Annotated in this window: 16 protein-coding genes; 7 read left to right on the plus strand and 9 right to left on the minus strand. The window is 49.6% G+C overall.

What is annotated here, in order from left to right; all coding sequences use genetic code 11:
* Positions 1-107 precede the first annotated feature (107 nt).
* Together RSA72_RS03355 and RSA72_RS03360 are read right to left on the minus strand one after the other, a co-directional pair.
* Positions 108-371: a hypothetical protein gene (locus RSA72_RS03355; RefSeq protein WP_332624747.1), complete on the minus strand. Its 264-nt coding sequence runs from the start codon at positions 369-371 to the stop codon at positions 108-110.
* Positions 372-672: 301 nt separating this feature from the next.
* Entirely contained in the window at positions 673-801 is a 129-nt protein-coding gene (locus RSA72_RS03360) for a hypothetical protein (RefSeq protein WP_332624746.1), read from the minus strand.
* Between the two features lie 172 nt (positions 802-973).
* Between RSA72_RS03360 and pepN the strand changes: the two genes are divergently transcribed.
* From pepN to RSA72_RS03375, 3 genes are all read left to right on the plus strand, one after another.
* Complete coding sequence (pepN, locus tag RSA72_RS03365; protein WP_332632754.1) at positions 974-3,583, plus strand: aminopeptidase N; 2,610 nt, start codon at positions 974-976, stop codon at positions 3,581-3,583.
* A 291-nt stretch (positions 3,584-3,874) separates the two neighbouring features.
* On the plus strand, positions 3,875-4,090 hold the full coding sequence (locus RSA72_RS03370) for a hypothetical protein (RefSeq protein ID WP_332624664.1): 216 nt from the start codon (positions 3,875-3,877) through the stop codon (positions 4,088-4,090).
* A gap of 122 nt (positions 4,091-4,212) precedes the next feature.
* Positions 4,213-4,662, plus strand: a complete 450-nt coding sequence (locus tag RSA72_RS03375; RefSeq protein WP_332632756.1) for an RDD family protein — start codon at positions 4,213-4,215, stop codon at positions 4,660-4,662.
* Between the two features lie 309 nt (positions 4,663-4,971).
* Here RSA72_RS03375 and RSA72_RS03380 read toward each other — a convergent pair whose 3' ends face one another.
* Positions 4,972-5,418 (minus strand): universal stress protein, encoded by a 447-nt coding sequence (locus RSA72_RS03380; protein ID WP_332623918.1) that lies wholly within the window; start codon positions 5,416-5,418, stop codon positions 4,972-4,974.
* A 108-nt stretch (positions 5,419-5,526) separates the two neighbouring features.
* The gene (locus RSA72_RS03385) at positions 5,527-5,970 is read right to left on the minus strand and encodes a universal stress protein (protein ID WP_068912412.1); all 444 of its coding nucleotides are present in this window, start codon (positions 5,968-5,970) and stop codon (positions 5,527-5,529) included.
* Between the two features lie 267 nt (positions 5,971-6,237).
* Here RSA72_RS03385 and RSA72_RS03390 point away from each other — a divergent pair, with 267 nt between their 5' ends.
* The 3 genes from RSA72_RS03390 to RSA72_RS03400 all read left to right on the plus strand — a co-directional run bounded on the left by RSA72_RS03390 (position 6,238) and on the right by RSA72_RS03400 (position 8,211).
* Positions 6,238-7,233 carry an alpha/beta hydrolase gene (locus RSA72_RS03390; protein ID WP_332623916.1) on the plus strand — a complete coding sequence of 332 codons (996 nt, stop codon included), beginning with the start codon at positions 6,238-6,240 and terminating at the stop codon, positions 7,231-7,233.
* 91 nt (positions 7,234-7,324) lie between these two features.
* Positions 7,325-7,657, plus strand: coding sequence for an SMR family transporter (locus RSA72_RS03395; protein ID WP_443098277.1), 333 nt, complete (start codon positions 7,325-7,327; stop codon positions 7,655-7,657).
* Positions 7,657-8,211: a TetR/AcrR family transcriptional regulator gene (locus tag RSA72_RS03400; RefSeq protein ID WP_332623912.1), complete on the plus strand. Its 555-nt coding sequence runs from the start codon at positions 7,657-7,659 to the stop codon at positions 8,209-8,211. The genes RSA72_RS03395 and RSA72_RS03400 overlap by 1 nt, the downstream gene beginning before the upstream one ends.
* Before the next feature lie 348 nt (positions 8,212-8,559).
* On the opposite strand, the gene RSA72_RS03405 is transcribed toward RSA72_RS03400, so the two are convergent.
* The 4 genes from RSA72_RS03405 to RSA72_RS03420 all read right to left on the minus strand — a co-directional run bounded on the left by RSA72_RS03405 (position 8,560) and on the right by RSA72_RS03420 (position 12,574).
* Positions 8,560-9,726: a benzoate/H(+) symporter BenE family transporter gene (locus RSA72_RS03405; RefSeq protein WP_332623910.1), complete on the minus strand. Its 1,167-nt coding sequence runs from the start codon at positions 9,724-9,726 to the stop codon at positions 8,560-8,562.
* 152 nt (positions 9,727-9,878) lie between these two features.
* Positions 9,879-10,529: a leucine efflux protein LeuE gene (leuE, locus tag RSA72_RS03410; RefSeq protein WP_332623908.1), complete on the minus strand. Its 651-nt coding sequence runs from the start codon at positions 10,527-10,529 to the stop codon at positions 9,879-9,881.
* Positions 10,530-10,603: 74 nt separating this feature from the next.
* On the minus strand, positions 10,604-11,593 hold the full coding sequence (gene tal, locus RSA72_RS03415) for a transaldolase (protein ID WP_332632757.1): 990 nt from the start codon (positions 11,591-11,593) through the stop codon (positions 10,604-10,606).
* Between the two features lie 90 nt (positions 11,594-11,683).
* Positions 11,684-12,574 carry a LysR family transcriptional regulator gene (locus tag RSA72_RS03420; RefSeq protein ID WP_332624470.1) on the minus strand — a complete coding sequence of 297 codons (891 nt, stop codon included), beginning with the start codon at positions 12,572-12,574 and terminating at the stop codon, positions 11,684-11,686.
* Between the two features lie 116 nt (positions 12,575-12,690).
* On the opposite strand from RSA72_RS03420, the gene aceI reads away from it, so the two are divergent.
* Complete coding sequence (aceI, locus tag RSA72_RS03425) at positions 12,691-13,128, plus strand: chlorhexidine efflux PACE transporter AceI (RefSeq protein ID WP_332624468.1); 438 nt, start codon at positions 12,691-12,693, stop codon at positions 13,126-13,128.
* Between the two features lie 119 nt (positions 13,129-13,247).
* Here the strand turns inward: aceI and RSA72_RS03430 are convergent, their stop codons facing one another.
* The gene (locus RSA72_RS03430) at positions 13,248-14,777 is read right to left on the minus strand and encodes an acetyl-CoA C-acetyltransferase (RefSeq protein WP_332624474.1); all 1,530 of its coding nucleotides are present in this window, start codon (positions 14,775-14,777) and stop codon (positions 13,248-13,250) included.
* Between the last annotated feature and the right edge of the window lie 220 nt (positions 14,778-14,997).

Here is a 14,997-nt window from a genome sequence, read left to right on the forward strand (position 1 = left end):
AAATATTGAATTTAAAAACGGTAAGACTCCGCCGTGAATGGCCAAAAAGTTAAGGGATTTATTGTAAAACTCCTTAACTGATCAGCATTAAGTGTTCAGAACAAGCTTCAGTAAGCTGCTGGGCACGGCAGCGATTCATCCTCCTCTCCAAGCTGTTTTGCATTGATTAAAGCCCGCGCTTTTTTAGACGGCGCCTTTTTGGCGCCAAGCGCGTCATAGCTGTTGATGATGGCGCTGACATCGCAGGCCTGCAAAGGAATGCCTTCGCAAGTCATGAATACGGCAATCACTTTATGATCAATCTTTGCGGCGTCAAGCGCCTGCAATATCCTGATGTTTTCGACGCGGACAATGTGTTCTTTTAAATACATCTTGCACCTCTCTATTGCTGCCGGAATTTTGCCTGTTTAGGTTTTATAGTGAACTTTGCAGGCTTAGATACAAGCAAAATCCGTGCACAAAATGTACAGCTTTGGAAATTAATGTTTGGATTTCTTCAACAGGACAGCGCGTCTTGAGCTGAGGGGGATGAAAGGAAAGAAGCAGAGCAATTGGCAAGTTTATGAAATATATTGAAGTTGTTATTATCCAGCCTGAATGCTGCCGGCACATTCTGTGCTTTGCGCCTGCAGAGATGCAATTCAGCAGAATTGCGCGCCGTGATGAATTCTTTCAGGCTTCGGCAAATATGCGCGCCTGAACAGCAAGCATGCCGGCGGCAGGCAGCGCCAATGCAGCCCAAAATGGCGCAGCGCAGGCAAACTGCTGCTCTGTCTTGCGCAGCGAAGCTGAACCCTGCATGAATTATGAGCTGGAAGCCCGAATTAACCCAATGATTGAATTGAAAAGCGCCGCCGGCAGTCCCATATAGAAAAACAAGGCAAAGGCGCAGACAAACTGTGAATATTGACCTATGATCAAATGATCTCAGAGATAAAAGTCTAGCCAAAGACAACATGCATTAGGACACAATATGAATATCGCGGCAAATCCAGTGGTCGAAGCGGACCAAACGGTTTATTTAAAAGATTATCAAAAACCTTCTTTTCTTGTTGATTCAATTGATTTAGATATTCAGGTCTTTGATGAGCATACCTATGTGAATGCCAAATTGGTAATGCAGCGCCAGACTGCAGGAGACTTGGTGCTGCTGGGCCGTGATCTGGAACTGAAATCCATTCTGCTGAATGGCAAGGCGCTGCCTGAAAGCGGCTATACGCTGGATGCGGAGCAGCTGGTGATTGCCGATGCGCCGGATCAGGCGGTGATTGAAACCCAAGTCGTGATTCACCCTGAGTCAAATACCCAGCTGGAAGGCCTGTATCAGGCCGGCAGCGACCTGTTTGTAACGCAAAATGAACCGGAAGGCTTCCGCAAAATCACCTTTTATCCAGACCGTCCGGACGTTTTGTCGGTCTTTACCACCCGGGTGGAAGCCGATAAAAAATTCCCGGTCTTGCTGGCCAACGGCAACCTGATGGAAGCCGGCGAAGCTGGCGCAGGCCGCCATTACACCATTTGGCAAGATCCAACCATGAAGCCAAGCTACCTTTTCGCCTGCGTGATTGGCGATTTAGCCGTGCTGAAAGACCGCTATGTGACCTCTGAAGGCCGTGATGTGGCCTTGGAAATTTACGCGGTAGAAAAAGACATTCCAAAATGCCGCATTGCGATGGATGCGCTGAAGCATTCCATGCAGTGGGATGAAGAGCACTATGGCCGCCCTTATGACCTAGACAATTATATGATTGTGGCTACCAGCCAGTTCAATATGGGCGCAATGGAAAACAAGGGCTTAAACATCTTCAATACCTCATGCGTATTGGCGGATGAAGAGTACACCACCGACGCTGCCATCATGCGTGTGCAGTCGGTGATTGCCCATGAGTATTTCCATAACTGGACGGGCAACCGCATTACCTGCCGCGACTGGTTCCAGCTGTGCTTAAAGGAAGGCTTGACGGTTTTCCGCGATCAGTCTTTCTCGGAAGACCTGCAGTCCGCCGCCGTGCAGCGCATTGACGATGTTGCCGTGCTGAAAGCGCACCAGTTCCCTGAAGATTCAGGCCCGCTGTCGCATCCGCCGCGTCCAGACCATTTTGTTGAAATCAACAATTTTTATACTGCAACTGTGTATGAAAAAGGCGCGGAAATTAACCGCATGATGTCGACGCTGCTGGGCAAGGAAAAATTCCGCAAGGGCACAGATGAATACTTCAGCCGCCATGACGGCCAAGCTGTAACGGTGGAAGACTGGGTGGCTGCTTTGACTGCAGGCTCAGGCATAGACCTGTCTGCATTTCTGACATGGTACAACCAGCCGGGCACGCCTAAGCTGGAAGCCAAAGGCCAATATGACGCTGCGGCGCAAACGTACCGCTTGAGCTTGAAGCAGAGCCTCAAAGCGCATCCGAAATATCCGAACTTGAAAGCGGTGCCTATTCCTGTGGCTTTAGCTTTATTCAATGCGGAAAGCGGCGAGCAGCTGACGCTGAACTCTTCAGCGCTGGTTGAAAATGCGGTGCAGGACGGCGTCTACCTGTTTGATGCAGAAAGCGTGGATATTGAATTTAGCGGCGTAGTTGCGAAGCCTGTGGTATCGCTGCTGCGTAATTTCTCTGCGCCTGTAGATCTGGAATTCAACTATTCAGATGAAGAGCTTGCGTTCCTGATGCAGCATGAAACCAGCGGCTTTAACCAGTGGCAGGCTGCTCAGACGCTGCTTGAGCGGATTTTGCTGGATGGCCATGGCGCTGAAATTTATGTTCAGGCCATGAAAAACACACTGCCTGAGCTGATTCAGAAAGATCCATTGCTGGCGTCGCGCTTATTTGACGTGCCGTCAGAAGGCTATCTGGGCAGCCGCATTGATGCGGGCTACAGTCCTGCCGCCATTCAGGAAAAGCGCAATGCCTTGCTGGAAACGCTGGCGCGTGAACTGGGCGCATTCTGCAAAGAAACTTTCCTTGCGCTGGATCCGGATCTGCAGAAAGAATTTTCACAGGCGATGGGCGTGCGCGCATTGAAAAACATCATGCTGGGCATGATGGCGCGCCAAGGCGATGCGCAGGCCTTTGAGCTTGCCTATGCGCAGTATCAGGCGACGGGCAATATGTCTGAGCGCTTAGGCGCATTGCGCGTGCTGGTCTGGAATGACGCGCCGCAGGCGCAAGCCGCTTTGGCGGATTTCTACAAGCGCTTTAACGATGAAGCATTGGCTCTGGATCAATGGTTTATGGTGCAGGCAGCGCATCCGAAAGCGTCTGCAGAGACTGTTCAGTACTTAACTTCGCACCCTGACTATGATTTGACGACGCCAAACCGCATCCGCGCGGTCAGCGGCGGCTTGAATGCCAATCCTGTCAATACCTGGAGCTTTGGCGTGCAGCACTTCATCGGCTTGGCGAAGTATCTGGATGAGAAAAACCCGATTGTCGGCTCACGCCTGCTGCAGGCGCTGTCGCGCTGGTACACTTTGGCGGAACCGCAGCGCAGCCAAGTCAAAGCTGAACTTGAGGCGCTCAAGCCGCAAGTGAAATCGAAAAACGTGTCTGAAACCTTGAACAGCATGCTGAACGTTTAATTTTTCAGTGTCAAAAAGCCCTGCGCTATGCTGCATAGCGCAGGGCTTTTTTATGGCTGAGTATTCGGGCTTTGGCGCGGCGCCAATGCCATATAAGCGCAAGGCTTGAAATATTCAGGCTGCAGAATCAACTGTCAAATCTTTCATTATATTATGTGAAAAGTGATAAATAAATCACACTTAAGGTGTACAATGGCTTGAGGTTGATGATCAATGGTTTAGATTTTTCAACGGATAAGTTTAAGCGGGCATTCCCTGAATCATTATGTTTTTTTTAAGCTTGAGGCGGTTATGTTAGTTAAAGTTGAAGATGGTTTTTATTTGAACTCTCAACATATTATTGCAGTGCGGATTGCAAAAAGCCTGCATGATGGCGCATTTGCGGTTGCTGTGGAATATACGCCGAATAGCCTTCAAAATACCGGGCTGTTTGAAAAGCAATTCCGCAATGGCGCAGAAGCGGAAGCGTATTTGCAGGGCTTGCATCAGGCAATCAGTAAATCATAGCGCGCCCGCTGAAATCCCTTTACTGAGGGATTCTTTGCATACAGGACTAAAAGGCAGCTCGTATATCTGAATAAATTCAGGTAGATTGGAAAAATAAAAGAAAAATACGGGTTTTTAAACAAATGCTGAATTCAGATGTCCAGTATGCCGGTTTTTGGGTTCGCACCGGCGCCTCGCTCATTGATATTATTATTCTGATGATTGCGACTTATCCTATCCTCTGGTTCTTTTATTCCGGGGACTGGCACCGCATTTTTGCAACAGGCCTGTCTGAACAGCCGCAGGTGCTGTGGTTTGACATTGCTGTGAACTATATTTTGCCTTTTGCTTATACCGTAGCGGTCTGGATGCTGTGGTCTGCATCGCCGGGGAAAATCCTGCTGGGGCTGAAAATTGTCGATGCCGACACAGGCGATAATATCGACCTGAAGCAGTCGATTATCCGTTATGTCGGCTATTTTCCCGCCATGATGGTGCTGTTTATCGGCATTTTCTGGGTCGCCTTTGACAAGCGCAAGCAGGGCTGGCATGACAAAATGGCCAATACGGTGGTTATCCGCACCAATGAATAAGCGGATTTTGAGATAATAAAGCGCTTAACCGCGCAGCGCCAGCCCGTTTATGATTGGAAATCAGTTGAGCTTTTGGCTCATCCGTGCCGTGTTTAAGGGCGTAAATTTCATTCGGAGCCTGTCTTTTTTGCGAAGCTATGCGCCGCGCCGTAGCATGCATTAAATAGCGTGGATAGTATTTGCACATATCCAGCAAAATCCGGGGTTTAAAAAGAAAAAGCCAGTCACTGGCTTTTAGGACTGGCTTCAGCTCCAGCGAGCTAAAGCCGGCCGGGGCTGCATCTGCGCTTAAAAATCAGCGCTGATGCGTTAAATTTTGACAATCAGCACCGGAATCGGGGACTGGGTCAGCACATTTTGAGCGACACTGCCCAGCATCATTTTCTGGAGGCCTGTGCGGCCATGCGAGCCCATAATAATCAAATCCGCGCTGACTTCATCGGCGACTTGAATGATGCCTTCAGACGGCGAAACGCCGTGGATGAGTTTGACATCAACTTCAATGCCGTCGCGGATAAAGGACTGCTTGATATCTTCCAGGCGCTCTTTGGCGTTTTTTTCCGCCTGCATAAAGTAGTCGGTAATGGCCGGCGCAACTTTGTAGAAGTCCACGCCAAAAAATGGATCGACCGCAATTACGCTCATGACGGTCACTTGGCTGTTTAAAGACTTGGCTAAAGCAAGCGCCTGTTCAACGGCAGCATAGGAAATTGGAGATTCATCGACAGGGACGAGGATATGCTGATAAGTTATCATGCGCTGCTCCTTAGGGTGTTCGGCTGTTGCGTGTTAAAATGGATGATTTTCTGCGGCATGAATGCGCCACAGCAAAAGCCCGCCAAACATGGGCGGGCTTGCTGAAGATTAAGCTTTTACGATCAGAACCGGCAATGCTGTATTGCTCAGTACATCCTGCGCAAAACTGCCCAGCAGCATTCTCTGGAAGCCTTTGCGCCCGTGAGAACCCATCACAATCAGATCCGCTTTTAATTCAGCAGCTGTTTCTGCAATGCCTTCCGCAGAAACCTGGCCTTTAACGATTTTAGTTTCTGCATTTACACCTTCAGCTTTGGCAGCTTCAAAGGCTTCCTCTAAAGATTTGGTTGCATTTTCGTGCGCCTGCACAAAGTATTCTTTCATGATTGCGGATGAATAATAGAAATCCGCATCGGTGAACGGGTCTTCTGCAACTAAGCTGATGAGCATGAGCTTGCTGTCAAATGCCTTGGCAATTTGCGCGGCTTTTTTGACCGCAGAAAACGAGATTTGTGAACCATCTACAGGTACTAAAATTTGCTTATAAGACATGGGAGAAACTCCAAAGTTATCGTTATGACCCTGTCTTCAATTGATAGCACATTGTGCATGCAGGTTCAATTTATAATTTGAAAAAAGATCGTAAATTCATGAAATTAGATAATAATCATCTTGGAAAATGCCAATTTTCCCGCAAATAAAACTGAGCATTCAGATCAGCTATCTGCAACTTGCTTAAGAAAACAAAGACTTGTAATTTTTCTGCTGTTCAGGCTTAGTGCATTCTGCGGTATTAATAACTTTTTGAGGATAAACGTCATGCGGTTGAAGATGGCCGGGGCGCTGCTTGGCGCCTGCCTGATGCTGAACTTAACAGCCTGCCAGAGCGCGGGCAGCAGCACTAAGCTGATTGCGGGAGCATTCAATGCATCGACAGAAATTCAGAAGAAATTTATTGAGCGGCATGCGCCTCAGAGCGTTCGGGTGCAGGCCGATATTCAGTACATGCAGAATCCTGACCTGCATATTGACCTGTACCAGCCTGCAGATATTGCAGCGCTGGGCGCGCGTCCGGCCATCGTCTGGATTCATGGCGGCGGCTGGATTTCAGGCTCTAAGGAGCATGCCCAAGGCTATTTCAAGCGGCTGGCGGATCAGGGCTACAATGTGATTTCGGTGCAGTACCAGTTTGCGCCGGATGTGATTTACCCCGCGCAGCTGCAGCAGATTAATCAGGCCTTGGCGTTTATCACGGCGCATGCGGGCCAGTATCAGATTGATGCCGGCAAGCTGTATTTGGCAGGCGATTCAGCCGGCGCCAATATGGCCAGCCACTATGCTGCATTTGTCAGCAATGCTAATTATGCAAAATCGCAGAATTTTCAGCCGGCAATTTCCATCAGCCAGCTGAAAGGCTTAATCCTGCACTGCGGCATTTATGATTTAAGCCATTTTGTGGCGGCGGCGCCGGATGAAATCCGGCTGCTGGAGTGGGGCATCAATAATCTGGTGCAGGCCTATACCGGAGGCCGCAAGCAGGATGCGGCATTCCTGTCCAGCATCTCGCCGCGCCAGCATGTTACGCCAAGCTATCCGCCGGTATTCATCAGCGGAGGCAATAAGGATTTTTTAACTGAAAGTCAGTCCCTGCCGTTTGCAGAAACGCTGAAGCAGCAGAATGTGCCTGTGGTTGAAGCATTTTATCCAGACTCTAAAGAGCTGCTGGTGCATGAATATCAATTTATGATGAGCAAGAAAGCCAGCCAGCTGACCTTTGATAGAACAATCGGCTTTCTGCAGCAGCTGACGCCTTAAATTTTATACAGCAAAGGCTTGCATTATATGAATAAACAATTAACATACCGACCGTATGGTATGTTTTTTTGAGGGTGTTATGAATCCGGTATTGATTGCTTACGGCCTGCTGGCCTTGGCGATTGTTTCAGAAGTGACAGGTTCAACTTTTTTAGTGAAGTCCGAGGGCTTTACCAAGCTGTGGCCTTCAGCCGCCGTGATTGTGCTGTTCAGCATTGCTTTTTATCTGCTTTCGCAAGTGATTAAAGTGATTCCATTGGGCATCGCCTATGCTATTTGGGCTGGCGTGGGCATTGTGCTGACGGCCTTAATTGGCTATTTTGTTTTCCGTCAAAGCTTGGATACAGCTGCGCTGATCGGCATTGGGCTGATTGTTTCCGGCGTGGTGGTGATTAATATTTTTTCAAATTCAGCAGGCCATTAATGGAAAATCCATATCAGCGCAAGAAAGCGCCTGAGGCGCTCCGGCAGAAAATCATTGAGCACGCTATCCGGCTGGCATCGGAAAAAGGCGCAGCCGGCGTGTCCATTCAGGGCGTTGCTGATTTGGCCGGCGTGACCAAGGGCGGGGTATTCCATCATTTTCCCAGCAAGCAAAAGCTGCTGCAGGCTATGGTGCAGGAAGTGCTGCGCCGGCTGGACGCGGCGGTTGATGAATATATCAGGCAAGACCCAGAGCCGCAGGGCTGCTTCAGCCGCGCCTATATTCATTTTACGCTGCAGACCGATGCTTCAGGAATCGGCACGCTGTGGTCTGCCATTTCAATGACCATGCTGACCGATCATGCTTTCAACGAAATGTGGATGGATTGGCTGAACGGCCGGCTGGCGCGCCATCAGCACACCGACAGCGGCATGGATTTAAGCCTCCTGCGCTATGCTGCCGACGGCGTTTGGCTGGCGGTTTTTATTGGTGCAGAACAGCCTGAGCAAATACAGGATGTTCAAGCTGAATTGATACGCCGCACCTATCTTTAACAGCTTTTTTTGAATGGCATATAAAAAGCATCTTTTACAGCATTGCTGTTCCATAGTTGAGTAAATAAACTTCGGAGACGCGAGTGCGGCATGGATGCCGCACGTTACCCATCACGGCAGGGAAGCTGTGTATGGGTAACAAAAGACTTTTGCTTACTTTGGGTCTTTCCAAAGTAAGGTTTTGCCTGCGCAAAGGCATTGAAACTTTATAAAGCAAAAATGAGGCAGTGCAAGCCTAAAAGCTCACAAATTAACTGATTTTTGCATTGAAATAAAATATATATATATGTTTTCAATAGATATTTCAACTAAAGATGCCTTTTAGCCTTTCGTCCGCCTGCCCTGAAATTATTTTCTGAGCTTTAAGATGAAATGCACGGCAAAGCCGAAAATCAGCCCCCAGAATGCGGAACCGATGCCGAAAAACTGAATGCCGGATGCGCTGAACAGGAAGGTCAGCAAAGCAGCTTCACGGCCTGACGCTTCATGAAAAGCGATTGCAATGTTGTGGCTGATGGTGCCCAGCAAGGCAATGCCTGCCAAAGCGGTAATAAAGATCACCGGAAAAGACATTAAAAAACTGGTTAATGTGGCAGCGAAGATGCCCATTAAAATATAGAAAAAACCGCAGCTGATGCCGGCAATATAGCGCTTGGATGGATCAGGATGGGCTTGGTCATCCAGGCTGATGGCGGCGCTGATGGCGGCGATGTTGACGCTGTAGCAGCCGAATGGCGCCAGCAGCGCCTGAGCCGTGCCTGTCCAGCCAATCAAATGATTGACATGCGGCTGATAGCCGTAGCTTTTAATCATGGCGAGGCCCGGCAGGTACTGTGATGCCATATTGATTACAAACAGCGGCAAAGCTAAGCCTAAAATGGCGGAACTGCTGAATTCAGGGCTGACCCAAACCGGTTTTGCTAAGCTGAAGTCCAAGGCTGGCATGCTGAAATTCAGGAACAGCGGGCACATGGCGATGCCGGCAATCACGGTAATTACAATGCTGTAGCGCGGCCAAAAGCGCTTGGAGAGTATATAGGCCGCCAGCAGGGACAGAATGAACGCCCATTCATTCTGCATGCTGGCAAAAAGCGCAATGCCGAATTTCAGCAATACGCCTGCCAGCATGGCGCTGGTCAGGCTTTGCGGAATATAGGACAGGACTTTTTCAAAAATGCCCAGAAAGCCTAGGACTGCCGTCAATAGGCCGCAGATTAAAAATGCGCCAATGGCTTCATTTAAGCTGTAGCCGCTGCCGGTCGCTAAAATTAAGGCCAAGCCCGCGGTAGACCATGAGGTGGCAACCGGATATTTAAACTTCCAGGACAGAATTAAGCCGCTTAAGCCAATGCCTAAGCCCAGCGCCCAGAACCAGGAGGTGATTTGCTCTGTGCTCGCGCCCAGCGTTTGCGCAGCCTGAATAACCAGAACGGCGGATACGCTGATGCCGACCAGAAAGGTGATAAAGCCTGCAAAGACGGCAGGCACAGTGAAGTCATTCAGAATTTTTTGCATAGTCCATTGCTGCTGTTAGTGCTTCTTATTGGTTGAAAAGCGTAATAATCATACGCTATTCATATTTAGCCGGAAAGCGCAAAGCTGCATAAAAAATTAACTTTTTGGTGAAAATTCCAGTACGTAAAATCAGCGCGCATTCCAGCGCAGCGCTACAGGGTCGAGGTGGCCAGCTTCAGGCCGAAGCCGCAGAACAGCAGGCCGACGGATGCCACGCAGCAGGCGGTCAGCTTATAGCGGTGCGTGAAAAATGATGCGAGTTTGGCGCCGGAGAAAATTAGCACGGTCAGATAGCTCATGCTGATGATCTGCAGCACAACGGCCAGCGCGGCAAAGGTCAGCGCTGGGTATGGGTACGCAGGGTCAACAAACTGCACAAAGAACGACAGGTAAAACAGAATCGCTTTCGGGTTTAAAATGCTGATGGTCAGCGCCGTGCGGAAAGGGCGTTGCTGTTCCAGGCTTTCCTGTTTGCACTGCACCTGTTCAGGCGCTGCCGTCGCTGTCCATGTTTTATAGGCTGCGCGCAATAATTTAATGCCCAGATAGCTTAAATACGCCGCGCCGACAATTTTCAGCAGGATAAACAGCCAAGGAAAGGCATGCAGCAAAGAGGCTGCGCCCAGCGCGGTTAGAATAATCAGCAGCATGTCGCCGGTATAGACGCCAAAAGCGCCGACATAGCCGGCTTTGATGCCGTAGCGTGAAGCGATGGTCATCACGTAAATGGAGTTGGGGCCCGGCAGCAGCACAATCAGCATTGTGCCAATAATATAGGTGGGTAAATCTGTAATGCCAAACACTGAAAACTCACATAAAAGGCCGATGCTGCACTATAGTGCAGCATCGGCCCGGATAAAGAAATAAGAAATTCAGATCAGGCTTGAATTTCCGCGTCATAGCCGAAAGACTGGCGCAGTAAGGTGCTGAGCTGTTCACGCGCTTTAATAAAGCCGTCAATGCCGCTTTGCAGCAGCTGGAATGCCATCAAGTCATGCTCAAGCAGCGCTTTAAATGACTCTCTGTCCAAAGTGTCAAACAGCTGCTCAGAAGAGGCCTGCGCCTGCTTTTCAGACAGCTGAAGCTGAACTTCGCGCGTGTCCTGCTCCAGCTCTGCCAGCAGGTTTGGCGCAACGGTCAGCAGGTCGCAGCCGGCAAGGCCAAGCACCTGGTCAATGCTGCGGAAGCTGGCGCCCATAATTTCAGTTTTAACGCTGCGCTGCTTGTAGTAGTGGTAAATCTGCTTAACGGAAAGCACGCCGGGGTCTTGGTCAACCGGGTAGCTGCTGACATTTTCAGCCTTTTTATACCAGTCTAGAATGCGGCCGACAAAAGGTGAAATCAGGGTAACTCCGGCTTCGGCGCAGGCCTGCGCCTGATGCAGGCCGAACAGCAGCGTCAGGTTGCAATGCACGCCTTCAGCTTCCAGCGCTTTAGCGGCCTGAATACCTTCCCAAGTCGAGGCGATCTTAATTAAAATGCGGTTTTGGTCAATGCCGTACTGCTTGTACAGCGCAAGCAGCGCTTTGGCTTTGGCAATGGTTGCTTCGGTGTCGTAGGACAGGGCGGCATCTACTTCCGTAGAAACACGGCCTTTAATCAGCTTGAGAATTTCCGCGCCTAATTTGACGGTTAAAATATCAATGGTGCGCTCAATCAGTTCATCATTGGCATAGCCTTCGGCCTTGGCTTGGGCAAATGCATTTTCAATCAGCGCTCGGTTCTCGGGCTGACTGGCGGCGGCGGTAATCAGGGATGGATTAGTGGTTGCATCCAGCGGACGGAACTTTTCGATAGCAGACAAATCACTGCTGTCAGCAACAATTGTTGTCATGCTTTTTAATTGGTCTAGGGCAGAGTGTGTCATGGATATCTAGTTCTTAAAGTTATTGCCTGTATAGTCAGTTATATCACAAACTCAATTCAACCCAAGGAAAAAAGCGATGGCCAATTGCAGCTAAAATGCATTTTTCCGCTGATTCCGCACATGATCAATTAGAAAGCGGGCAGCGGCGCCCTGCAGGCTTTCCCGGTTCCAGACCAGGTCGACAAAATATTCAAATTTTGGCGTGAAGTCAGCAAAGTTCAGTATTTTAAGATGCTGCTTCAGCTGCGGGTTTTCATTGAGCATTTCCAGCGGCAGCACCCCCCAGCCCAAGTTCTGCATAATCAGGGCGCAGGCGGAGTGGTGGTTGTCGGTGCGCCAGTATGTTTTGGAATACAGCAGCTCCGGCTTAATGGTGCGGTCACGGCTGGCAACCACAATCTGCCGGCTCTGCAGAATCTGTTCAAAGCGGATGGACGCGTGCTGCGCCAGCGCATAGCTTTTCGATGCCACGGGAACCAGCGCAGCGCGCTTCAGCTCGACAAACTGCTCATTGCTTTCCAGCTGCTCACGCTCAAACATCAAGGCAAACTGCGCCGCGCCGCTGATCAGCATTTTCTGCGCATCTTCCTGCGGGGCAGAAAAAATATTGATCTGCAACTCAGGAAACTGATGCTCCAGCAGGGAAATATAGTCTGTCCAGTGGGTATGCAGCAGCTCAGACACCACAGCAATATTCAGCGCGGATTCCAAGCCGGTGCTTAAGGCAGCCGCATGCTGCTTCCATTGGTTCATTTCAATGAGCAGCTGTTCGGTTTTTTCAAATAAGGTTCTGGCTTGCGCCGTAGGCGCCGGCTCACGGCCCGCCCGCTGAAACAGCTTCAGGTTCAGGTCAATTTCCAGATTGGCAATGGACATGCTGACCGCAGAAGGCACTTTGCCCAGTTTGCGCGCGGCGGCGGAAAATGAACCGGTTTCCATGACGGTTTTAAAAATGATCAGCTGTTCTTGATTGATATTCATACTGTTTAGGCTGGCCTGTATTATCTGTCAAATAATTTGAAAGAATCTAACTGGATTCATCAATATTATAGAAATAAAATGCGGGTAATCCAAATGAAACAAAGAGTATTTTTAAAATGTTGATTTCCAAAAGAAGGATTATTCATGCGCTGAGCTATGAGCTTATCCTATTGGTCATCATAGCAATTGCGCTGAGCTTTATTTTTGAAGCGCCGATGGAAGTGACAGGCGCCTTGGGCATCGCCATGGCGGTGACATCGGTATTCTGGAACATGATATTCAACCACTTTTTTGAAAAGTTTGAAGCCAAAAGAAAACTCAAGAGAACGGTGGGCGTGCGCATTCTGCATGCCATCGGCTTTGAGGGCGGCCTGATGCTGGCGACCATTCCAATGGTGGCTTATGCTTTAGATATGGGCATCTGGCAGGCCATTCTGCTGGATTTCGGCATGACCACCTGCATTCTGGTGTATACCTTTATTTTCCAATGGGGCTATGACCATATTGAAGCAAGCTTGGGCTACAAGCCTGATTACAGCCAAAGCGAAGCTTAAGCTGCTGAAAAGCGCCAGCACAATGCCAGCCAGCTGCTGAACTGGCTGGCATTTTCTTTGAGAATAAAAAAGCCGCATTATGCATGCGGCTTTTTTATTGAAGGCATGAAGGCCGGGAATTATTTCTCTACAATCGCGGTCACGCCTTGGCCGCCGGCAGCGCAGATTGAAATCAGCACGCGGCCTGAGCCTTTTTGGCTGATCAATTTGGCAGCCGAGGCCAGAATGCGCCCGCCGGTTGCAGCGAATGGATGGCCAGCAGCCAAAGACGAGCCTTTCACGTTGAGTTTAGAACGGTCAATTGAACCCAATGGCGCTTCCAAGCCTAAGCGGTCTTTGCAGAATTTAGGGTCTTCCCAGGCTTTTAAGGTCGACAAGACTTGAGATGCAAAAGCTTCGTGAATTTCGTAGTAGTCAAAGTCCTGCAGTTTAATGCCTGCACGGTCAAGCATGCGCGGCACGGCATAGGCAGGCGCCATCAGCAGGCCTTCTTTTTTGCCCACAAAGTCAACCGCTGCGGTTTCAGAGAAGCTTAAATAAGCTAAAATTTCATGGCCATTGGCTTTGGCCCATTCTTCAGACGCCAGCAGCACGCAAGATGCGCCGTCTGTGAGTGGCGTAGAGTTGCCCGCAGTCATGGTGCGGCCGTCGCCTTTGCCGAATACCGGCTTCAGTTTCGCCAGTTTTTCTACAGAAGATTCTGGACGCAGGTTGTTGTCGCGCTCCAGGCCCAGGAACGGTGTGATCAGGTCATCGAAGAAGCCTTCTTCATAAGCCGCCGCCATTTTCTGATGTGAAGATGCTGCCAGTTCATCCTGTGCTTCGCGCGGAATGCCCCATTCCAGCGCAGTAATGGCCTGATGGTCACCCATAGACAGGCCAGTGCGCGGTTCGCCGTTTTTAGGCGCATCCATCAGGTCTTTCACATTGATTTTAGTCAAAGCTTTTAAGCGGTCTTTGCCGGTTTTCGCAATGTTCAGTTCCAGCAGCGCTTTGCGCAGGCCGTCACCGAGCGCGATTGGCGCGTCAGATGTGGTATCTACGCCGCCGGCAATGCCGACTTCAATTTGGCCCAAGGCAATTTTGTTGGCAATCAGGAACGCTGCCTGCAAGCCGGTGCCGCATGCCTGCTGAATATCGTAAGCAGGTGTTTCAGGCGCAAGTTCTGTATCTAACACGCACTCGCGCGTCATGTTAAAGTCACGGCTGTGCTTTAATACTGCGCCCGCAACCACTTCGCCTAAACGCTGGCCCTGCAGGTTAAAGCGTTCAACTAAACCATTGAGCGCTGCAGTAAACATGTCTGTATTGGATGCAGTGAAGTAAGCGCCGTTTGAGCGTGCGAATGGAATGCGGTTGCCGCCAATAATAGCAACGCGGCGGACAGTGTTTTGGCTCATGGTTTGATCCTGTTGAACAGAAGTTTGAGTTGTTTGTTTTAGGTCTGGAGCAGGCGCTGCGGCAGCCGGGCTTTGCGCGCTGCTGCGTGCAGGGGCAGCGCGGGTACGGGCCGGTTTTGCTGTATTCGATGCCGGCTTCGCCGCAGGGCCTGAATTTTTAGCGGTGCGCGCAGTGCTTTTTGATGGTTTTGACACTGCGCTGCCAGCAGAATTTTCGACTGCTGGATTTTCTTGAGTTGTTTTGCTCATAAGGCTTTTCCAAGCATGTAAAAGTGTTTCTGAGCGCTACATTAACACATTCAATTCGCGGCTGAATTGACTGGAATGACATTGCGGAATGCTTTCAGGTCAAGTCATCGAAACTTTAACTCAAGTATGATTCATCTGAAACTGATGGATCTGTTGAAATATGAGTCTAAAGACATCATATTGAAGTTAAAAGAATATCTTCAAAAGCCATCAAAAATTA

Origin of the sequence: Acinetobacter sp. (assembly GCF_036659555.1) — a bacterium.
Classification (GTDB): domain Bacteria; phylum Pseudomonadota; class Gammaproteobacteria; order Pseudomonadales; family Moraxellaceae; genus Acinetobacter.